The following is a 19,306-nucleotide window of genomic DNA, read 5'->3' as shown; positions in this document are numbered from 1 at the left end:
GGTCAAGGTGGAGCGCCCCTCGACGCGCGAAGCGCTCGATGGCGACGACCTTGAGGCGCGCAGCGGAGACGGCCACCATCGGGCGGCAGGAAACGGGGCAACCCGCACCCAACAACAAACCCCAGCCCACCGCGGCCCTGCTCGCAAACCCCAGCCCACCGCGGCCCCGCGCACAGAGCCCCACCTACCGTGACTGGCGTGTGCGTTCTACGTTTGCAGGGGTGCGGTTACTGAAAGGTTGTGGCTGCTGGGGCTGGGGTTTGCGTTAGCCGTGGAGGTCGGCGGCTTCGATTTCTTCGCGGGTGATGCCCAGGATGAAGGCGATGGTGTCCAGGTAAGGCAGGTTCACGGAGGTGTCCGCTTGGCGGCGGACTACTGGTTTGGCGTTGAAGGCCACTCCGAGACCTGCGGTTTGGAGCATGTCGAGGTCGTTGGCGCCGTCGCCGATGGCGACGGTTTGGGCCAGGGGGACCCCGGATTCCTCGGCGAAGCGCTGGAGGGTTGTTGCTTTGCCCTTGCGGTCGATGATGGGGCCGAGGAGTTCGCCGGTGAGTTTGCCGTCGATGATTTCGAGGGTGTTGGCGGCCGAGTAGTCGAGGTCGAGGCGCTCGACGAGGACGTCGGTGATCTGGGTGAAGCCGCCGCTGACGATGCCGCACTCGTAGCCGAGGCGCTTCAGGGTGCGGACCAGGGTGCGGGCGCCCGGGGTGAGTTGGATTTCTTCGCGGACGCGGTCGATGGCTGAGGCGTCCAGGCCCTTGAGTAGGGCAACGCGGCGGCGAAGGGATTCCTCGAAGTCCAGATCGCCGCGCATGGCTTCCTCGGTGACCTTGGCGACTTCGTCTTGGCATTCGGCGTGGGCCGCGAGGAGTTCGATGACTTCGCCCTGGATCAGGGTCGAGTCGACGTCCATGATGACGAGGTGCTTGCCGCGGCGGTGCAGGCCGCTGGACTGGACGGCTACGTCCACCCCTTGGGTGGCGGACTCCATGGCCAGTTCGGCGCGGAGCTGGTCCGGGTTGCCGCCGGAGATCTCCATCTCCACGGAGGTGACGGGATAGCCGGAGAGCCGCTCAATGCGGTCGATGTTGCTTCCGGAGCGGGCCACGCAGGAAGTGATGGCGCCTAGGGCTCCGGGGCGGAGGGGATCGGCTAGGACGGTGACGTGGAGTCGCTCGGAGGAAACATCGTTGACGCGGCCGTTGCCGTCGCCGTATTCGACCTCCATGTCGAGGTCGACGGTGGTCTTGTCCAGGGCCGCGCGGACCTCTTCGAAGACGCGCTGGCGGCTGACCCCGGGGGCGACCCGTTCGTCCACTTCCAGGACGGTGCCGAGGACGAGACGGTTGCCCAGAACGACCTGTTCGAGGTCGATGATGGTGACCGGGAAGACGGAAAGGGTGCTCAGCAGGCGTGCACTGATGCCCGGACGGTCGTGTCCGGTCACCGTGACCAACAACGTGGATTCATCACTCATGGCGCTGTCCACGTTACTTGGCCATGGGACGGGAGTGGCGGTTCGGGGCTGAGGTTTTCGCAGCTCGTCCACTATGTGGACGTCACTTGCGGCGCTTCTTCTTGACCTTCTTGGCTTTGACGTCGACACCACCGAGCATGCAAGTCCCGGTCAGGTGGACAACTGGTGCGTTCGGATCCGTGACTTGATCCGTTCCGTGTAGGTCCGTGCCGCCGAGGATCGCGGACGTGTTGTTGATCACGCGGACGCCGTGGGGCACCTTGATATCCACTCCCCCGAGGATCACCGCGAGCTGGATGGTGACCTCGTGCTGGCTCAGCACCGCTTCGCGCAGGTCCAGTTCGACGCCGCCGCACAGGACCGAGACGTTCGTGCGCGGCTCGACCAGCCAGCGGCCGCGGCGTTCACAGCCGCCGAAGACCGCTACGAGGTTCTCGGAGCCCTTGCTCTGGCCGGCGAGGTCACGGGCCTCGCTGCCCAGTACTTCCATGTCGTGGTCGGGACGGGGAGAGTACGAGCCGGGTAGGTCGGAGACGATCGGGGTCAGCTCGCCGATGGTCTTCGCCTTGTAGAGGGTGTCCAGCCGCTCTTCGTGCTCGACCGGGGTGAGCCGGCCTTCGGCCATGGCTTCACGGAGCCGTTCGGCAACCTTGTCCCGGTCCGCGTCGGAAGCTCGGATGTGCTCGGGCTGCATGATGGCGGCTCTCCTCCTCTAAGGGTCGGCCACGAACGGCCTCACCATCCAAGTATGGGTGTGAACGGTCGGCCGCGGATCAGGTAATCCCCCTGGCTCGACCCCGAGAATTCCTCACTCCTCGACCAGGGTCGCACTTTATTCAGGGAAGCTCTATAGCAGCGTGTGCGGCGACCTGGGCGCGGCGGACGGCGGCGTCCAGGTCTCGCAGGGCTTCCGCGCGCAGACGCGCCTGGTGGGCGCTGATGCCGCGACCGGAGCCGGGTTCGGCGAGTTCCACCACCTTGCCCAGCCGATCGGCCTGTGCCGCGACCCTGTGGGCGCGCGGCGGGTAGCCGTGGGCGAGTGGGGGTACCCCGGAATCCCCGAGGTCTCCGAGCGATGCGTGCACGGCGGGAGTGAAGGAGGCCACGTCGTCCACTCCCTCGAGCTGTTCGGCGACGCGGACCAGGGTCAATTTCAGGTGCCGTTCGGCCTCGGCCAAGTCTGGGACTTGGGGGGCGGCGTCGTTGGCCCGATACGGGATCCACGAAACGCCCACGTAGGATGAACCACGCCGGTCGGCAGAGGGCACCATGCCCATCTGCTGTTCGGTGAGCTGCACCAGTACCCCCTCCTGAGCTTCGATGGCGGCCTGGTTGAGTTCGGCCGGGCCCACCAGCCCGAACGGGTCCCCCCGGGCGGGCAGGGCCAACCGGAACGCGGACAACCCCAGGCTGCGAAGGTGCACCAGTGCGGCACGCAGCGAAACACCGCTGTCGAACGGCAGGTCCCCTGGCGGTACTGTCCCGATCAGGTTGGGGCCGCTCCGGCGTTCGACGGCGTCGACGGCGTCGTCCAGGCCCACGTGTCCGGACAGCCAGGCGTTGCCCCAGGCGACGAGCGGTGCGGACGTCAAATGCATTACTTCAGGGTAGGGCGGCCCGTGCACCGGCGTGGGACGTGACGAGAAGGAGAACGATGGACGGGCGTGTTCTGGGCCTGAACGGGGTCACGGTGCGGCGCAGCGGGGCGAACCTGCTCGACGGGGTCGACTGGTCGGTACTGGAGGGTGAGCGCTGGGCCATCCTCGGGCCCAACGGCGCTGGGAAGACCACCCTGCTGAACGTGGCCTCGAGCCAGCTGTTTCCGACCGCGGGCAAGGTGGAGATCCTCGGGGAACACCTCGGGAGCGTGGACGTTTTCGAGCTGCGGCCGCTGATCGGCTACGCGGGTGCCTCTGTGTCCGCCAAGATCGAAGAGGACACGCCCGTCATCGACCTGGTCCTCAGCGCCGCCTACGGCTATGTGGGCCGGTTCCGTGAGGAGTACGGGACCCCCGACTACGGCCGGGCCCGTGCGCTGCTGGGTCACTGGGGCGTCGGTGATCTGGCCGACCGCTACTTCCACACGCTTTCCGAGGGCGAGCGCAAACGGGTGCTGATCGCCCGCGCGCTGATGTCCGACCCGGAGGTGCTGGTCCTCGACGAACCCGCGGCCGGGCTGGACCTGGGCGGCCGGTAGGACCTGTTGCGCCGCATGGGCAAACTATCCAACAACGAGGCCGCCCCCGTGCTGGTCGTGGTCTCCCACCACGTCGAGGAGATCCCGCCGGGCTTCACCCACGGTCTATTGATCCGCGACGGTCGTGTCGTTCAGGCCGGTCCGTTGGACGAGGTGATGACCGCAGAGCACCTCAGCGAGACCTTCGGCCTGCCCCTCAAGGTGGAACGGGACGGGGACCGCTGGACCGCCAGGGCCGTCTAGGACTATAGGGGTTGTATTTATGGCGGAAAGCTATAGTCCGTAAATCCTATTTCCGTCCGAATATGGTTGCCCCGGGTGGATATGGGGTAACGTCAACGTTCAGTGAGCGGATCGCTCTATTTCGGCGCGCTTTGTGATCATCCCCTGGGGCGAGGCCGCGAGGGTGCGGTCCGCTCGCACGCTGCCTGCCACCCCCGTCAGGAGATCCGGAGCCGCCCCAGATGCCGTTGTCGAACACCGCCACCCGGTTCGCTGCTGGGAGGGGTCGCCGATGAATCCGGCCCCGATCATCATCGTCGCTCTTTTCGTCGCTGTCCTCTTGATCATCTTCTGGCGCAGTGTGCGAATCGTTCCGCACTCGATGGAGGACGTGGTCGAGCGTTTCGGTAAGTTCCATCGGACGCTCAGCTCCGGGTTCAACATCGTGATCCCCGGCGTCGACCAGGTACGCGAACGTATCGACCGCCGCGTGCAGGTGGTCAGCTTCCCGCCGCAGTCGGCCATCACCGAGGACAACCTCGCGGTCGAGGTCGACTCCGCGGTGTACATCCGTGTGGCCGACGCCTACCGGGCCACCTACGAGGTCGCCAACTTCATCCAGGCCGTCGAACAGCTCACCCTCGCCACTCTGCGTAACGTCATCGGTGGCATGAACCTGGAGGGGACCCTCACCTCACGTGACCAGATCAACCGCGAGCTGAAGTCCGTTCTGGACGAGGCCACGCGGGACTGGGGCATCGAGATCAGCCGGATCGAGCTCAAGGGCATCGAACCGCCGTCCTCCGTGCAGGAGGCGATGGAGATGCAGATGCGGGCGGACCGGGAGAAGCGTGCCGAGCTGCTCAGCGCCGAGGGTGAGAAGCAGGCCCAGGTGCTGCGGGCCGAGGGTGAACGCTCCGCCTCCGTCCTCAAGGCGAAGGGTGATGCCGAGGCGCAGACGCTCACCGCGAAGGCCGACGCGGAGGCCCAGACCACGCGGGCCCGAGGTGAGGCGGACGCCATCCACATGGTGTTCAAGGCACTGCACACGAGCCGGGTCGACCCGGACGTCCTGGCCTACCACTACCTGCAGAAGCTCCCGGAGATCGCCAAGGGCGACGCCAACAAGGTCTGGATCGTCCCCGCGGAGATGGGGCAGGCGCTACAGGGTGTCAGCACCGCCTTCGAGCGCATCCAGAACGAGGTCGTGAAGTTGCCGAGCTGACCGCCGACCTTCAACGACCGGTCTTCAGGAGGGCCCCGCCGCGGTGAGGCCCTCCTCACTTTTGGTGGCTAGTAATGACCCGGCCCGATGATCGGACACTCCGGTCTCGTAGTCTGTTCTGGCCCTCGACCGTCGGGGAGCAGCGGATCGGAAAGCGGCACGATGGAACTCTGGGAGGCTGTGGCCATCCTTCTGGCCGGTGTGGCGGCCGGAGGCATCAACGCCATCGCGGGTTCGGGGACCCTCTTCACCTTCCCGGTACTGCTCGCGCTCGGCTACCCGCCGATCACCGCGACCGTCTCCAACAGCATCGGCCTGGCTCCGGGGACGCTCAGCGGCACCATCGCCTACCGACGTGAGCTGGCGGGGCAGAAGCGCCGGCTGATCCGCCTCGGCGGCATGTCCTTCCTGGGCGCGATGACGGGCGCACTGCTGCTGATCAACCTGCCTTCGGGTGTCTTCGAGACCGTGGTGCCGTTCCTGATCGGTGCCGCGTGCGTGCTGATCATCTTCCAGCCGCGCATCACCAAATGGGTCCGCTCCCGCAAGCCCGCGGCCCGGGACGGCGGCCCCTGGCTGCCGGTCGGCGCCTACGCGACCGGCACCTACGGCGGCTACTTCGCCGCCGCCCAGGGCATCATCCTGCTGAGCATCCTCGGCACCGCGTTGGACGACGACATCCAGCGGATCAACGCGCTCAAGAACGCCCTCACGACCATCGCCAACAGCACAGCGGCCGTGTTCTACATCGTGCTCGCCTCGCCGGCATGGTCCGTGGTGCTCCTCATCGCGGCCGGCACGATCGTCGGCGGCTACCTGGGCGCGACGTACGGCCGGAAGCTCAGCCCGACGGCGCTGCGCGTGTGCGTGGTGATCGTGGGACTGACCGCGGCCGTTCAGCTGGTCCTGGGCCGGGTCTGACCGGAGGTCTCAGGTGCGGAGGTAGCCGCGCCGGGTGGCGTCGTCGATCAGGGCGGTGGCGTAGGACCCCAAGGCCTCGGAGCCCTCGGAGATCAGTTTCACCTTCTCGACGACCTCGGCCCGGGTGACACCGAACCTGACCCAGGCGCCGCCCTCGTTGTGCCAGTTGGCGAGCATCGGGGACAGCCGGTCCACGGCGCGCGCGAAACGTGCCTCAGGGGTGACGCGGGCCTCGAACTCGTCCCAGAGTTCGCGGGCGCGAGCGGCCTGGTCCTCGGGGAGGAGCGGGAAGAGCCGGTCGGCTGCGGCCTGCTCGCGGGCGGCCTGGGTCTCGGCGTTCTTCTGGTCGAAGAGGAAGGTGTCGCCGGCGTCGATCTCGACGATGTCGTGGATGACGAGCATCTCGGTGACACGTTCGATGTCGGTGCCTTTGGGCGCGTGCTCGGCGAAGGTTCGAGCAGACAGAGCCAGGTGCCAGGAGTGTTCGGCGGAGTTCTCCCTACGGGAGCCGTCCACCAGCAGGTTCTGCCGTAGGACGCGCTTGAGTTTGTCCACTTCGAGGATGAAGCGCAGTTGCGCGTTCAGCCGCTCGTTGTCGACCCCGCTGGCAAAGACCGGTGCCGGTTCCGTCACGTGGTTCGCCCTCCTGGTGGATGAGTCGAAACGGATCAGGTGGGACCGCGGAGGCGGTCACCCCTGGATGATCCCATGGAACGTGTACTGGCTGTCGCGGCGGAATCCGGGAAGCGGACTCGGGGAAAGGTGTGGGGGTGCGGCGGGTGAACGTCGCGCGCCACCGTGCTCTGCGGCCGCGGCCAGGGCGGAGCTCGGGGCCGCTCAGGCGTCGGAGGCGCCCCGGACCTGCGGGGAAGGCGTCAGGTGCTGGTGGAACCATTCGGTGAGTGCCCGGTCGGTGAGCACCCCCGCGGGGGTGAGCGGACCGGGTTCGAGGCCCGGTTCGGGGCCGATCGCGTGGGCCAGGTCGGGCACCACGATGTGACGGAGCGCATGCTCCTCCCCCTGTGTGCGCAGGTGGTCGTGGAAGGCTCGGCCGTGTTCGGGCGGGGCGACCTCGTCCCGGCCTCCGCTGACGACGAGCAGTGGAGCCGCGGTGTGCGAGATCTCCTCGGTTCTGGCGGTGAAGTCCAGCCAGCCCCGCGTCTGCTGGGCCCGGGCACTCCAGCGGTACGGGCTTCCGGTGCGGCGCTCGCGCGCGGCGACCAGATGGGCGGGGTCGATGATGGGATTGATGGCGGCGGCCGCGCCCACCCGGAGCCGGTCCTCGGCCAGGGTGAGGAGGGCGGCGGTGGCCCCGGCACCCACGCCTACCAGGCCGACCGGGGAGTCCGTGACCGGAAAGGTGGTGCGCAGCTCCTCGGTGACGCGGCGGAGCTCGGCGGCGGCTTCCTCGACCACGGGGGCGAAGAGTTCGACGAGGTAGTCGCGCTCCCCCCGCCGGTTGATCTCGGCAACCCCGCCCTCGGGCAGGCGGGCGCCGAAGAGGGGCAGCCCGAGGTAGACGCGCCAGGCCGGGAGCGAGGCCATGGGGACGGCCCCGGCCAGGGCCGACTCACTGCGCGGTGGTTCGAAGGCGTGCAGGCCGATGACGAGCGGTGCCGGGGCATCGGTGGCCACGGCTGGGGGAAGCGCGAGGAAAGGCACGCCCGCGGCGGTCCCGGTGACCGGACGGGAGGGGGCCGGCGCGTCTACTACCACGGTTGATTGCCTCCTTTGCGTTCGGAGAAGTGGGACAGATAGCCACTGACGAGGCACTTGGCCTCGTGGACGAGGGCAGGGTCTCCGTCGGGATTGTCGCGGAAGGCGAGCTTGAGAACGGCGTCGGCGGCCTCGACGGCGACGTGGATGGCGCGGTCGAGCTCGTCGTCGTCGGGTATCCCGGTGACGGAGACGATGATCTTCCGCAGCCGCACGGAGATGACTCGGTTGTTGTCGCTCCCGCCGTTCAGAAGCCGTGGGTCGACTATGTCACCGAAGTGCAGGCTGCGGAACCCCGGCACGTTGCGGTGCATGTCGATGTACTCGTCGATGATCGCGTCGACGGCGACGGTCCAGTGGGTGAAGGAAGCGTCGGCCAGGCGTTCGGTGACCCGGGCGCTGAACTGGTCTAGGAAGCGGAGTCCCAGGGCTTGGGTGATCGCCTTCTTGTCCGGGAAGAACTGGTAGACGGAGCCGATCGCCACGCCGGCGCGTTCGGCTATCCGGGTGGTGGACAGATTGGCGTAGCCCACCTCGTCCAGGAGGTCGGCGCAGCAGTCGAGCATGCGTTGGACCCGGACCATGCTGCGCTGTTGGGCCGGGAGCCTGCGCAGAGGTGCTTGGGCGAACGAGAGTTCGTCGTGGGTGACGCCGGCAGGTCCACGGCTCTCACGCGACGCGGAGGATGGGTTCGGTCCTTCGGGGGACCTGCGCGCGCGCGGGGGCGTTGAGCTTCGGGAATTAGTCATCACACCGCCTATGATGCCGTTCCGGAATCACCTGGTTCCGGGGAAAATGCAGTTTCATTCTCAGGAACTTCGGGTGAGGCTGCCCTTGAGCGACGGAGCTGTTGTTTTCCGAGGTGGGAGCGGGTGCTTGGTGCTGGGGTGTAGATATCCCCATCGTCTGCCATGTCCCCGAATGTCGCTCTGTGTAGTTGGATTGTTGCGTTTCGAACGGTGAACTCTGCCCGATCCGGATGGGCGTGACATCGTGGTGCCAGTGTCCGAGACGGTGCACGTAACCCTCCAGGAGGTTCTGGCATGACCACCGAAGCCCCCGAGACCACACCCGATGAACTCGACGCCGTCATGGCGCGTGCGGCCGCCGCCGCGCCACTCTTCGGGGCACTCTCCGCCTCCGAACGTGCCCGCTCGCTCCGGACCGTCGCTGAGGCCTTGGACGCTGCCGCTGACGATCTCGTTCCCGTGGCCATGGCCGAGGCCCACTACCCTGAGGCACGCTGCCGAGGCGAGCTCGCCCGGACCACTTTCCAGCTCCGCCTGTTCGCGGACGTTCTGGAGGAGGGCGCGTTCCTGGAGGCGATGGTCGACCCGGCCGACCCGGGCTGGGGCACACCCAGGCCGGACGTGCGGCGCCTGCTCGTTCCGCTCGGCCCGGTGGTGGTGTTCGGTGCCAGCAACTTCCCCTTCGCCTTCTCCACGGCCGGCGGCGACAGCGCCTCCGCCCTGGCCGCCGGGTGTCCGGTCGTGGTCAAGGCACACCCCGGCCACCCCGAACTGGCCCGGCGCACCGCGGAGCTCGTCAGCGCCGCGCTCGAGGACTCGGGCGCACCCGAAGGTGTGTTCTCCCTGGTGAACGGCTTCGAGGCGGGCAAGCGGGCGGTGACGCACCCGCAGACACGGGCGGTCGGATTCACCGGATCCCTTCCCGGTGGGCGCGCCCTGTACGACCTCGCCGCCTCGCGCCCGGACCCGATCCCGTTCTACGGGGAGCTCGGCAGTGTCAACCCGGTCTTCGTGACCCGGGCCGCCATGGCCGCCCGCGGTGACGAGATCCTGGAGGGCTACGCCGGCTCGGCCACGATGGGTGTCGGCCAGTTCTGCACCAAACCCGGGGTGGTGTTCGTCCCCGAGGGCGCCAAGCTGGACGCACTGGTCACCGACCTCGAGAGCAGGGAGGCGGCACCGCTGCTCAACGACCGGGTGGCCGACGGGTTCGGCCGGGGCGTCGAAGCGCTGACCGAACATCCGGACACGGAGGTGCTGGTCCGGGGACGGGACACCGCTGAGGGTTGGTCGCACACGCTGCTCCGAACGGACCTGGACTCCCTCCTGGAGCACTCCGAGGCCCTGTTGGCCGAGTGCTTCGGCCCCGCCACCCTGGTGGTCGCCTACCCCGACGAACGCCGTCTGTTGGAGGTGGGCGGTGCCCTGCACGGGCAGCTCACCGTCACCGTCCACGGTGAGGAGGACGACCCGATGGCTCCTGCCCTGCTGGCCTTGGGCGCCGCGGTGTCCGGACGGGTGATTTGGAACGGTTGGCCGACCGGGGTGGCGGTCACGCACGCGATGACCCACGGCGGGCCTTACCCCGCGACGACCGCGCCCCTGCACACCTCGGTGGGCAGTACCGCGATCCGGCGCTTCCTGCGGCCGGTGACCTACCAGTCCGTGCCGCAGACGCTGCTTCCCCCGGAGCTGAGGGACGGCAACCCGCTCGGCGTCCCGCGCCGGGTGAACGGCGGGCTGCCGACGGAATGATCCTGGCCCTGCCCGGGGGCCACGCACGCCGGTGCACGGTCCCCGCGGTCCCGGTGCGCAGCCAGGGGTCAGTCGCCGACCGAGCGGTCGTAGGCCTCGCGGTAGGCCTTGAAGCCGTCGTGTTGGGGTTTGAGGGCCATGAACACAAAGGTCACCGCCACACCGAGCGGGAAGACCGTCGAGAACTGGAACAGGTTTCCGAAATCGACCCCTGGGCCGACGACATCGGCGAGGGGCAGTAGGGCGATGAACGCCAGGGCGACGACCATCGCGATCACGTAGTAGACGGGGTTGCTGGTGTGCACGAAACGTTCGGACAGCTGGCGGGCCAGGCGGTTGGTGTCGCCGTCCGGGCCGGGTGCGCCGCTGGCCGCTTGGAGCTTGGCCGAGGCGTACCGGGCGGCGTTGGTCTCCGCCACCATGGGCATGTTCCGCCCGAGGAGGTACAGGAGTAGGCCGCTCGAGAGGCCGCCGATGAGTGTCGCGCAGCCCATCGCGACCAGGGTCCATCCCGGGACGTTGACCGGGTTGGCCAGTGACGGGGCGGCGGTGGTCAGGGCCAGGAGGGCGGTGACCGCTCCGGCGGTCACCCCGCCGCGGACGGCGAAGCCGACGGGGTGGCGCTGGGCGTAGATCTGGATGCGGGCGCCGGTCACCTGGGAGGTGGTGGGCCGCGGTGCGTTGGGGTTGAGGGGTTGCGGGTTCTGCTTCCGGGAGGTCATGTCCGTAAAGCTACGGCGGTGGCCAGCGGTCCCACCACGCTCTTACGTTGGCACTATGGAACAGAATTCCCCCACTTTCGTCAGGTCGCTCGTCCGGGACCTGCCCAAGGTCGAGCTGCACGTCCACCTTGAGGGTTCGATGCCCGCCGAGACCCTCTTCGAGCTGGCCAAGCGGCACCGCGTCGCGGACCTGCCGGACACCTTGGCGGAGCTGACCCAGTGGTATGCCTTCACCGACTTCCCGCACTTCGTGGAGGTCTACCTGGCGTCGGTGGGCACGCTGCGGGAGGAAGCCGACTTCGCCCTGCTGACCTCGGTCGTCGCCGAGCGGCTGGCGGCACAGAACGTGCGGTACGCGGAGGTACACGTGAGCCTCTACGCCCACCTCATGCGGGGGGTGCCATCGAAAGTGGTGTTCGACGGGATCGAGCGCGCTCGGATGGACGCTGAACGCGAGCACGGCATCCAGCTGAGGTGGATCCCGGACTTCCCCGCCGACTTCGGCGTGGAGTCTGCCGAGAGGACGGTCGAGGCCGTGCTCCGGGACGGGCCGCCGAGCGTGGTCGGGTTCGGCGTCGGTGGAGTCGAGACCCCGCTGGGACAGTACGCGGACGTGTTCGGCCGGGCGCGGGCGGCGGGGCTGGCCAGCCTGCCGCATGCGGGGGAACACGGCGGCCCGGAGCGGGTACGAGAGGCGCTGGACGTGCTGGGTGCCGAGCGGATCGGCCACGGGATCGACGTGATGAAGGATCCCGCGCTGGTCAGGCGTCTGGTGGACGAGCAGCTCCCCGTGGATGTCAGCCCCACCTCCAACCTCTGCACCCGCGCCGTGGCGCGGATCGAGGAGCACCCGCTGCCGGCCATGCTCGATGCCGGCCTGCTGGTCACCCTCAACAGCGACGATCCCACCATGTTCGGTAGTGACCTCACCGGCGAGTACGGGGTCGGGCACGACCTGGTGGGCGCCGAGGGCCTGGTGCGGATGGCCCGTAACGGTGTGCGGGCCTCCTACCTCGGTGCCGCCAGGCGCCGGGCGCTCCTGACGGAGATCGACGCGGTGGCCGACCGGTACGGGCTGACGGTGTCCTGAGCCCTTGCGGAGCCCGAACCCCGGGGCCTGAGCCCTGCCGACGCCGGGTCCGCTCGGGCCCCGGGGCGTTCAGCGGGACGGTCCGTAGGTGAGACGGCGCAGTGCGGCCTCGGCCGGACCGCGCGCGTTCCGGCGGCGCATGAGGTCAGCGATGATCACGGTGGTCAGCCACACGGCCACCGCGATGCCGACGCCGACGGCCGGGGAAGTCAGTTGTAGGTGGAGTGTGTACGAGGCGAACAGCGCGGCCCAGGCCACCGACTGCGCCAGATAGAAGGTCAGGGATCTCTGCCCCAAGGCGGCCAGGGCTAGGGTGGCCGGGCCCTGGCGGTCGGCAAGACGGACGGCGACCAGGGCGATCAGGGCCGCGTATCCGAATCCGCCCGCGTAGCCGGTCACCTGGTGGAGGCCCCCGGAGAGCAGGGCGTCCAAGGGGGTGGGGTCCGCCCAGACCCCGGCCTTGTTCAGTGCGAGGGGCACTCCGCCCAGCACGGACAGGGGTATGCCGACATATGCGGTCGCGCGGAGGAGGCGCAGGTGCCGGTCCGGCTCCTCCAGGAGGCGGTGCCGTCCCGCCAGCACCCCGACCAGGAACGGGACGAGGGTGCTGACGAACATCATCGCGCCCGTGACCGCGAACACTCCCAGGCGGAAGAGGAGTTCGTTCAGGAAACCCTCCGGCATCGACGGAAAACCGCTCTGACCGGTCACCGCCTCTTCTGCGGCGACCAAGGAGTGGAGGAGTGCTGCCAGCGGCAGCCAGGCCGCCGCCACGATGACCAGTGCCCGGTCGTGGTACCGCAGCATCCCCGCGAAGACCAGGGCCAGCAGCCCGTAGACGGCCAGGATGTCGCCGAAGAAGAGCAGCGCCGCGTGTATCACGCCGAACACGATGAGCCAGCGGCCGCGGCGGCGCAGCAGGCTCCGGACCCAGGGCCACTCGTGCCCCTGTTCGGTCCGGCGCCGGTAGATCTGGGCGAGGCCGTAGCCGAACAGCGCCGCGAACATGGGGTAGCCGCGGAAGTCGACGAACAGGACCGTGCCCGCCGTGACGATCCGGTCCGTGGCGGAGGGGGCGGCACCCTCACCCCCGATGAGGACGGTGAAGAGGTGCGCGTGCGCGAGCGCGATGACCAAGAGCATCACGCCCCGGGCCAGGTCCGGGGCCAGAACGCGGCGGCTTGCCGGAACCGGGCTGGCCGCGGCGGAGGCGCTCTGGTGAGGGGCGGGGCTGGAAAGGTGTACCTCGGTGTTCCGCATGGTTCGAGGATGGGCCCGGAGGGTGTCGCGGCGGATCGTCCACCCGGCCGCGGATGCGGTGGACCCGGGGGTCCTCCGATCGGTGGATACGGGGACGGCGGACGATCCAAGCCGAGTTCTCGGGACGTGTGCTCAGGCCGGGGAGCCGGCGAGCGGCAGGCCGCACTCCTCGCGCATGTCCACCCAGGTCTCGTGCGCCTGATCGGCGGCATCGCCCTCGTAAGGGACCGGGACGCCGCCCTGGATCTGGGCCGGGGCCCAGTCGGCCTCGAGGACGTTGCCCTGGTCGAAGGTCAGGGTGAGCACGCCGGTCTCCGCGGTGGGCCCCTCGAAGTTGTAGAACACGAAGTTGCCCAGGCCGTAGTGCACGTAGGCCTCGCCCTGGAACCCGCCGGGGGACAGCACGTGCGCGTGTCCGCCGACCACGGCCGTGGACCCCGCTTCGATGAGCTCGTCCGCCAGCTCCGGTGCGTGCGGGAGCGGACAGTGGGCGCCCTCCAGGCCCCAGTGCAGGTAGGTGACGACGTTGTCGTACTCGTCGGCGGCCTCGGAGACCGCCTCGAGCATCCGCTCCTTCATGTCGTACTTGGTGGAGGCCAGACCGGGCTTGTCCTCCGCGGCGGTCCACTCGGGGATGAGGTGTTCATCGAGTACGTCGGTGGCGCCGAACATGGCGACCGTCTGCCCGCTGACCTCGGCGACGTGCGGAGCGTAGGCCTCGTCGATATCCCGGCCCGCGCCCACGAGTTCCACGGGGGATGCGTCCGCGTTGTCGAGGGTGTCGAGCAGCCCTTCTTCACCGAAGTCCATGCCGTGGTTGTTGGCGACGGTGGCGACGTCCACGCCCGCGGCGTCCAGGGCCTCCAAGGCGCTGGACGGGGCGCGGAAGACGAACTCCTTGTCGGGAACGGGCGTGCCCCCTTCAGTGACCGCGGTCTCCAGGTTGACCATGGAGAGGTCGGCTGCGGAGAGCTCGTCGGAGATGGGGTCGAGCGCGGTTGCCGGGTCGTCGAGGAGGGGTAGGAGCATGCCCTCGAACATCACGTCACCGCCGAAGGCGACGGTGAAGGGTTCGGTTGCGGGCTCGGACGAGGCCTGGGGCTCGACGGCCCCCTCCTCGACCTGCTCGGGGGCGTCTGCCGAGGAACAGGCGGCGACGAGGACGAGTGCGAGGGTCGCGGCTCCGGCCGCGACGATCCTGCGCTGGCGTGGGCGCGGACGTTCCGGGTGCATGCATGCTCCAGTGGGGGCGGGGGGAGTCAGAGGGCATGTCCGTCCGGTAGGACGCGGTCCCGCTGACTCCGGTTGGCCGTCGTGACTGGATGGATGCCCTCGGCAGGCCCCCTACCTGTCACCGGTTTCCTACTCTCCGTGGGCGCATGCCCCCGGAGGTCGCTCGATTCGTTTGTTCGGCGTTGGCGGGGCGTTGGCTGGCTGGTGACCCGCTGGATCGAGGGTACGCGCCCTTGACCAGCGGTTTTGTTGTTCTTGCCCGAAGTGGCTCTCCTGGTGGGCATTCGGGGTTGGCTCGGAGCCTCTCAGCGGGTGGATTTCCTGGATGCGTCCTTCGCAATTCGGGCATAAAGTGTGTCCTGCGCAAATATGGGTGCAGGGTATGAGGCGCCATCGGGGTTCGAAGAAACGAATCTACGAAGTTCCTTAGTGGCTTGCGGTGAAAGCGAGAGAGAATTTTTTGAGCCAGTTAATCACTCAGAGTTGTTGTTCCTTCGCTATGGGTGTGCGCATGGGAGCTCTTGAGCTGCATTGATTTCGCTTAGTATCTGAACATGTTCGAAGAGTGTTCATGGTGCGAGTAAACATTTGTGGAAAACGCGTGCGCGAGCCCATTGGCTGCTAGCGTTTCGGTCCGTTGGTGGTTCTCATTGGAACGGGATCCGAAAAGCCCGGGCCACCATCCCTGTATGTCGAAACGGGCCACCCCGCCGTCCCGGTGCTACCGAGGACGGGCCCGTTCGCCGTGTGCCCCCGGGCGACCGCGACGGCGGTGTCGGCCCCGGCGCGCGGTACCGCGCCCCGCTCAGCGCATCCCCTGGCAGTCTTCCTGAAAGGTCCAAGCCGCACTATGCGAAACACGCTCCGTTACTCCTTCGCCACCGCTCTGACCGCGGGACTGGTGCTCGCGCCGTTCAGCGCGGCGTTCGCCGATACCGAGACAGACGGGTCCGGCGGCGTGGGCAGCGGAAACCAGGTCGTTGTTCCCGTCGACATCGAAGCCGACCTCTGCGGCAACTCGTTGGCGGTCCTCGGCATCTCGAAGGCCGAATGCACCAAGGTGTCCGAGGTCCTCTACGAGAGCAGTGACGAGGGCGCCGCCACCGACGAAACCAGCACCGACGGTTCCGGTGGTGTGGCCAGCGGCAACCAGATCGTCCTGCCGGTCGACGCCGCCGTGGACGCCTGCGGCAACTCCGTTGCCGCCGCTGGGATCTCCGAGTCCGACTGCGTCGCGGTCGTCGATGCCCTGGAGGAGGAGGGCGACGACGCCGCCGGCACCTACAGCGACGGTTCCGGTGGTGTGGCCAGCGGCAACCAGATCGTCCTGCCGGTCGACGCCGCCATCGACATCTGCGGCAACTCCGTTGCCGTCCTGGGCGGCGCCAGCGCCGAGTGCAACACGATCATCAACATCATCCACGCCTCGCCGGACAACGAAGCCGACTCCGCATCCACCTCCACCGACGGTTCCGGTGGTGTGGCCAGCGGCAACCAGGTCGTCGTTCCGGTCGACGCCGCCGTCAACATCTGCGGCAACGCCGTCTCCGTTCTCGGGATCGCCGAGGCCTCCTGCGTCGAGAAGATCTCCGACGGCGGGGACCCCGGAGACAAGGACGACGACAAGGACAAGGACAAGGACGACGACAAGGACCGCGACAAGGACAAGGACGACGACAAGGACAAGGACAAGGACCGCGACAAGGACAACGGCAAGGACGACGACAAGGACGACGGCAAGGACGACGGGAAGAAGGAAGAGGACGACTCCGGCAAGGGCGACGACAAGCCCGCCCCGAACGACCAGGCCGACGAGCAGCTCGCCGTCACCGGTGGTGCCCTGAGCGGCCTCGTCGCCGCCGCCCTGGCCGCCGTCGGTGCCGGTGGCGCCGGTCTCTACTTCGCCCGTAAGCGCAAGGCCTCCCTGGCCACCGCCGACGAAGCGTAAGGTCCGCCGTATAAGGGGTCGCCGGTCGCCCGGCGGCCCCTTCCATCTGCTCGCCTCCTGAACCGGGGACGGATGCCGACCCGGGGGCAGTGCGGAGCGCGGGACAACGTCTCATAACCTCGGAGACGTGCTCAAAGTCCTGTTCTCCAAACGCATGATGGCCTTCCACGCGATGGTCCTGATCCTCGTGCCCGCCTTCATCTGGCTGGGGTTCTGGCAGTTGGACCGGGCCGAGCAGCGCAGCGCGGCGGTCAACCTGCAGCGCGACAACGTCGCCGCGGACGCCGTCCCCGTCGGTGAACTCGCCTCCGTTGGGGAGGACGTCGCCGCAGACGACCGCTGGCGCACGGTCGAGGCCACCGGCACCTGGGACCAGGACAACGAGGTGCTGCTGCGCAACCGGGACGGTTCCGAGGGAGTGGGATTCCACGTCCTCACCCCGCTGGTCACCGAAGACGGCACAGCGACCCTGGTCAACCGGGGCTGGATCGAGCGCGGTGAGAATGCGCAGGACACCCCTGACGCTCCACCCGTGCCCGAGGACGAGGTCGAGGTGACCGGGCGCCTCCAGATCGGCGAGACCGAGGAGAACACCGGACTTCGCAACCGTGACGGCATGCCCGAGGGACAGATCATGTTCGTCGACGTGGACATGCTCGCGGACGAGCTGCCCTACCCGATCTACGGAGGGTACGTGGAGCTGACCGACCAGGACCCCGTGCCCGACCCGGCGCCGGAGCGGATCGCCCTCCAAGAGGAGGACACCGGCATGAGCGCTTCCTACGCGGTGCAGTGGTGGGTGTTCACCGCCGTCGCGATCGTGGGCTGGGTCGTCCTCATCCGCCGTGAGCTGCGCGACGCCGGTGAGGGCAGCGGGCCGGGGGTCGCGGGAGGTTCCGGCAGTGGGGAGAGCCGTGACGGAGGGCCCTCCGACGGGCCCGTACAGCCCGACGGGCCCGCACGATCCGAGGGATCCGCACAGCCCGAAGAGAAGGTCCAGCAGACCCAGGCCTAGGGTTGTGGTCCATCGGCATCACACCAGAAGTCGGCCCAGCCTAGGAGCAGCGTGTACGACGGGATGGATTATCCGGAGCCCGGCCGGGTGGAACGGCGGATGGTGGCCGGCGGTGAGAGCGCTCGGGCCGGACGGTACTGGTGGGACGGTGCGGCCGACGCCTACCAGGCCGAACACGGAGACTTCCTCGGCGACGTGGGTTTCGTCTGGTCGCCCGAGGGGGTCGACGAGGCCGACGCGCGCCTGCTCGGAGACGTGAGCGGGGCGAGGGTTCTGGAGGTCGGCTGCGGGGCCGGCCAGTGCGGCCGGTGGCTGCGGGCCGAGGGGGTACGCGAGGTCGTCGGCTTCGACCTGGCGTGGCGCCAGCTCCAACACTCCGGGCGCATCGACGCGCAGACCGGGTACCGGCTGCCCGCGGTCCAGGCCGACGCCCAGCGGATGCCCTTCGCGGACCGCGCCTTCGACGTGGTCTTCTCCGCCTTCGGCGCCTTCCCGTTCGTGCCCGCCGCCGAGACCGCACTGGCCGAGGCGGCGCGTGTACTCAAACCCGGAGGGCGGTTCGTGTTCTCCGTGACCCATCCGATCCGGTGGTGCTTCCCCGACGACCCCACCGAACACGGACTGAAGGTGCGGCAGTCCTACTTCGACCGCCGGGCCTACGTGGAGGAGGACGACGGGGGCCGGGCGATCTACGTGGAGCACCACCACACCCTGGGAGACTGGCTGCGCGGGATCGTCGCGGCCGGGCTGGTACCGCGGGACCTGCTGGAGCCGGAGTGGCCAGAGGAGAATGATCAGGTATGGGGCGGATGGGGGCCGGTACGGGGTCGGATGATTCCCGGGACGGCGATCTTCCAAGCGACCAAGCCGGAGTAGCCGCCGGGACGCGGCTCCGGGCCGCGGTCCCGGAGGACCACGTGCGGATGCGGGCGGTGTGCGACGAGTGGTGGGGCAGACCGGTCACGCACCTGATGCCCCGGCTGTTCCTGGACCACTTCCACAACACCAGCCTCATCGCTGAGGCCGACGGTCGGCTGACCGGTTTTCTGGTGGGCTTCCCCTCGCAGTCCCTGCCGGGCGAGGCCTACGTGCACTTCATGGCGGTGGCGCCCGAGCGGCGCGGTTCTGGGCTGGGCCGCGAGCTGTACCGGCGTTTCACGGATGCGGCGCGCGAGCGGGGCTGCTCGGTGGTGCGGGCGGTCACCTCGCCGGGTAACGAGCGCTCGATCGCCTTCCACCGGTCCATCGGTTTCACCGTGACCGGTCCGCACACGGACTACGAGGGCCCAGGGGTGGACCGGATGTGTTTCGAGATGCGGCTCTGACGACGGGTGCGGTCACGGTAGCCGATCCGGGGTCACGGTCCCTGGTGGCGGTGGGACTCGCTGGCCTGCGCCAAGCGCCGTAGGAGCGCGAGGAGCTGGTCGCCCAGGACGGTGCCCACTACGGCGGTCTCCAAGAGTTCGTCGATTTCGGTGATGCCCCCGACGGCGTCGAGGTCGACGGCGGCGGCCGCCTCAGCCGAGCGCGCGTAGCCGTCGAGCAGGTCCGGGTCAGGCTCGTGCCCCACGGCGCGGTAGGCGGCGAGGAGGTGGGCGAGCGCCGTGCGTATGGGTGTGTCGGCGTGGACGTACCAGCCGCGGCGTTCGGCTAGATGAGTGAGTCCGATGTGTAAGCAGGTAGCGGACACAGCGAAGGGTGCCGCAGAGTCTTGGTGTGAAACGAGACCTGGACACCCTTCTGACCGCACTCTACGTCTTCTGCGACGACCACGTC

General features: G+C 68.6%; 18 protein-coding genes and 1 pseudogene. 9 read left to right on the top strand and 10 right to left on the bottom strand.

Translation table 11 applies throughout. The features are described 5' to 3' along the window. Positions 1-265 precede the first annotated feature (265 nt). The 3 genes from serB to ACYVDG_RS31210 all read right to left on the bottom strand — a co-directional run bounded on the left by serB (position 266) and on the right by ACYVDG_RS31210 (position 3,075). Positions 266-1,477 carry a phosphoserine phosphatase SerB gene (gene serB / locus ACYVDG_RS31220; RefSeq protein ID WP_460763055.1) on the bottom strand — a complete coding sequence of 404 codons (1,212 nt, stop codon included), beginning with the start codon at positions 1,475-1,477 and terminating at the stop codon, positions 266-268. Positions 1,478-1,559: 82 nt separating this feature from the next. Beyond that, complete coding sequence (locus tag ACYVDG_RS31215) at positions 1,560-2,171, bottom strand: DUF1707 SHOCT-like domain-containing protein (RefSeq protein WP_460763052.1); 612 nt, start codon at positions 2,169-2,171, stop codon at positions 1,560-1,562. Between the two features lie 142 nt (positions 2,172-2,313). Continuing rightward, positions 2,314-3,075, bottom strand: a complete 762-nt coding sequence (locus ACYVDG_RS31210) for a hypothetical protein (RefSeq protein ID WP_460763047.1) — start codon at positions 3,073-3,075, stop codon at positions 2,314-2,316. A gap of 56 nt (positions 3,076-3,131) precedes the next feature. Between ACYVDG_RS31210 and ACYVDG_RS31205 the strand changes: the two are divergent. The 3 genes and pseudogenes from ACYVDG_RS31205 (at position 3,132) to ACYVDG_RS31195 (ending at position 6,042) form a co-directional block, all read left to right on the top strand. Further along, a pseudogene (locus ACYVDG_RS31205) lies at positions 3,132-3,917 on the top strand (ABC transporter ATP-binding protein). A gap of 271 nt (positions 3,918-4,188) precedes the next feature. Continuing rightward, positions 4,189-5,121, top strand: a complete 933-nt coding sequence (locus tag ACYVDG_RS31200) for an SPFH domain-containing protein (RefSeq protein ID WP_460763044.1) — start codon at positions 4,189-4,191, stop codon at positions 5,119-5,121. A 162-nt stretch (positions 5,122-5,283) separates the two neighbouring features. After that, a complete protein-coding gene (locus tag ACYVDG_RS31195) occupies positions 5,284-6,042 on the top strand; it encodes a sulfite exporter TauE/SafE family protein (protein WP_460763039.1) in 759 nt (252 codons plus the stop codon). Between the two features lie 9 nt (positions 6,043-6,051). Here ACYVDG_RS31195 and ACYVDG_RS31190 read toward each other — a convergent pair whose 3' ends face one another. The 3 genes from ACYVDG_RS31190 to ACYVDG_RS31180 all read right to left on the bottom strand — a co-directional run bounded on the left by ACYVDG_RS31190 (position 6,052) and on the right by ACYVDG_RS31180 (position 8,342). Continuing rightward, positions 6,052-6,675 (bottom strand): HD domain-containing protein, encoded by a 624-nt coding sequence (locus ACYVDG_RS31190; protein WP_460763034.1) that lies wholly within the window; start codon positions 6,673-6,675, stop codon positions 6,052-6,054. Positions 6,676-6,879: 204 nt separating this feature from the next. After that, on the bottom strand, positions 6,880-7,758 hold the full coding sequence (locus ACYVDG_RS31185; RefSeq protein WP_460763030.1) for an alpha/beta hydrolase family protein: 879 nt from the start codon (positions 7,756-7,758) through the stop codon (positions 6,880-6,882). Beyond that, a complete protein-coding gene (locus ACYVDG_RS31180; RefSeq protein ID WP_460763028.1) occupies positions 7,752-8,342 on the bottom strand; it encodes a TetR/AcrR family transcriptional regulator in 591 nt (196 codons plus the stop codon). The genes ACYVDG_RS31185 and ACYVDG_RS31180 overlap by 7 nt, the downstream gene beginning before the upstream one ends. A 459-nt stretch (positions 8,343-8,801) precedes the next feature. On the opposite strand from ACYVDG_RS31180, the gene ACYVDG_RS31175 reads away from it, so the two are divergent. Continuing rightward, positions 8,802-10,262, top strand: a complete 1,461-nt coding sequence (locus ACYVDG_RS31175; RefSeq protein ID WP_460763026.1) for an aldehyde dehydrogenase (NADP(+)) — start codon at positions 8,802-8,804, stop codon at positions 10,260-10,262. A 68-nt stretch (positions 10,263-10,330) separates the two neighbouring features. Here ACYVDG_RS31175 and ACYVDG_RS31170 read toward each other — a convergent pair whose 3' ends face one another. After that, positions 10,331-10,984 carry a hypothetical protein gene (locus ACYVDG_RS31170; RefSeq protein WP_460763022.1) on the bottom strand — a complete coding sequence of 218 codons (654 nt, stop codon included), beginning with the start codon at positions 10,982-10,984 and terminating at the stop codon, positions 10,331-10,333. A 55-nt stretch (positions 10,985-11,039) separates the two neighbouring features. Here ACYVDG_RS31170 and add point away from each other — a divergent pair, with 55 nt between their 5' ends. Beyond that, positions 11,040-12,074, top strand: coding sequence for an adenosine deaminase (add, locus tag ACYVDG_RS31165; protein WP_460763018.1), 1,035 nt, complete (start codon positions 11,040-11,042; stop codon positions 12,072-12,074). 69 nt (positions 12,075-12,143) lie between these two features. Here the strand turns inward: add and ACYVDG_RS31160 are convergent, their stop codons facing one another. Continuing rightward, on the bottom strand, positions 12,144-13,334 hold the full coding sequence (locus ACYVDG_RS31160; RefSeq protein ID WP_460763014.1) for a DUF418 domain-containing protein: 1,191 nt from the start codon (positions 13,332-13,334) through the stop codon (positions 12,144-12,146). 132 nt (positions 13,335-13,466) lie between these two features. After that, positions 13,467-14,567 (bottom strand): CapA family protein, encoded by a 1,101-nt coding sequence (locus tag ACYVDG_RS31155; protein WP_460763010.1) that lies wholly within the window; start codon positions 14,565-14,567, stop codon positions 13,467-13,469. Positions 14,568-15,417: 850 nt separating this feature from the next. Between ACYVDG_RS31155 and ACYVDG_RS31150 the strand changes: the two genes are divergently transcribed. The 4 genes from ACYVDG_RS31150 (at position 15,418) to ACYVDG_RS31135 (ending at position 18,855) form a co-directional block, all read left to right on the top strand. After that, on the top strand, positions 15,418-16,515 hold the full coding sequence (locus ACYVDG_RS31150; protein ID WP_460763007.1) for a chaplin family protein: 1,098 nt from the start codon (positions 15,418-15,420) through the stop codon (positions 16,513-16,515). A gap of 127 nt (positions 16,516-16,642) precedes the next feature. Beyond that, entirely contained in the window at positions 16,643-17,530 is an 888-nt protein-coding gene (locus tag ACYVDG_RS31145) for an SURF1 family cytochrome oxidase biogenesis protein (RefSeq protein ID WP_460763002.1), read from the top strand. Positions 17,531-17,593: 63 nt separating this feature from the next. After that, positions 17,594-18,406, top strand: coding sequence for a class I SAM-dependent methyltransferase (locus ACYVDG_RS31140; protein WP_460763059.1), 813 nt, complete (start codon positions 17,594-17,596; stop codon positions 18,404-18,406). A gap of 47 nt (positions 18,407-18,453) precedes the next feature. Beyond that, a complete protein-coding gene (locus ACYVDG_RS31135; protein WP_460762998.1) occupies positions 18,454-18,855 on the top strand; it encodes a GNAT family N-acetyltransferase in 402 nt (133 codons plus the stop codon). A 32-nt stretch (positions 18,856-18,887) separates the two neighbouring features. Here the strand turns inward: ACYVDG_RS31135 and ACYVDG_RS31130 are convergent, their stop codons facing one another. Further along, on the bottom strand, positions 18,888-19,220 hold the full coding sequence (locus tag ACYVDG_RS31130; protein ID WP_460762995.1) for a hypothetical protein: 333 nt from the start codon (positions 19,218-19,220) through the stop codon (positions 18,888-18,890). Positions 19,221-19,306 lie beyond the last annotated feature (86 nt).

It is taken from the genome of Nocardiopsis oceani (genome assembly GCF_054777395.1).
Note: the sequence above shows the minus strand (reverse complement) of the source record. Positions and strands in the feature narration are given on the sequence as shown.

Bases quoted from the DNA above. Each gene is read 5' to 3' on its own strand.
- serB (WP_460763055.1), bottom strand. From the start codon at position 1,477: ATGAGTGATGAATCCACGTTGTTGGTCACGGTGACCGGACACGACCGT.
- ACYVDG_RS31215 (WP_460763052.1), bottom strand. From the start codon at position 2,171: ATGCAGCCCGAGCACATCCGAGCTTCCGACGCGGACCGGGACAAGGTT.
- ACYVDG_RS31210 (WP_460763047.1), bottom strand. From the start codon at position 3,075: ATGCATTTGACGTCCGCACCGCTCGTCGCCTGGGGCAACGCCTGGCTG.
- ACYVDG_RS31200 (WP_460763044.1), top strand. From the start codon at position 4,189: ATGAATCCGGCCCCGATCATCATCGTCGCTCTTTTCGTCGCTGTCCTC.
- ACYVDG_RS31195 (WP_460763039.1), top strand. From the start codon at position 5,284: ATGGAACTCTGGGAGGCTGTGGCCATCCTTCTGGCCGGTGTGGCGGCC.
- ACYVDG_RS31180 (WP_460763028.1), bottom strand. From the start codon at position 8,342: ATGGTCCGGGTCCAACGCATGCTCGACTGCTGCGCCGACCTCCTGGAC.
- ACYVDG_RS31175 (WP_460763026.1), top strand. From the start codon at position 8,802: ATGACCACCGAAGCCCCCGAGACCACACCCGATGAACTCGACGCCGTC.
- ACYVDG_RS31170 (WP_460763022.1), bottom strand. From the start codon at position 10,984: ATGACCTCCCGGAAGCAGAACCCGCAACCCCTCAACCCCAACGCACCG.
- add (WP_460763018.1), top strand. From the start codon at position 11,040: ATGGAACAGAATTCCCCCACTTTCGTCAGGTCGCTCGTCCGGGACCTG.
- ACYVDG_RS31160 (WP_460763014.1), bottom strand. From the start codon at position 13,334: ATGCGGAACACCGAGGTACACCTTTCCAGCCCCGCCCCTCACCAGAGC.
- ACYVDG_RS31155 (WP_460763010.1), bottom strand. From the start codon at position 14,567: ATGCACCCGGAACGTCCGCGCCCACGCCAGCGCAGGATCGTCGCGGCC.
- ACYVDG_RS31150 (WP_460763007.1), top strand. From the start codon at position 15,418: ATGCGAAACACGCTCCGTTACTCCTTCGCCACCGCTCTGACCGCGGGA.
- ACYVDG_RS31140 (WP_460763059.1), top strand. From the start codon at position 17,594: ATGGATTATCCGGAGCCCGGCCGGGTGGAACGGCGGATGGTGGCCGGC.
- ACYVDG_RS31135 (WP_460762998.1), top strand. From the start codon at position 18,454: ATGCGGGCGGTGTGCGACGAGTGGTGGGGCAGACCGGTCACGCACCTG.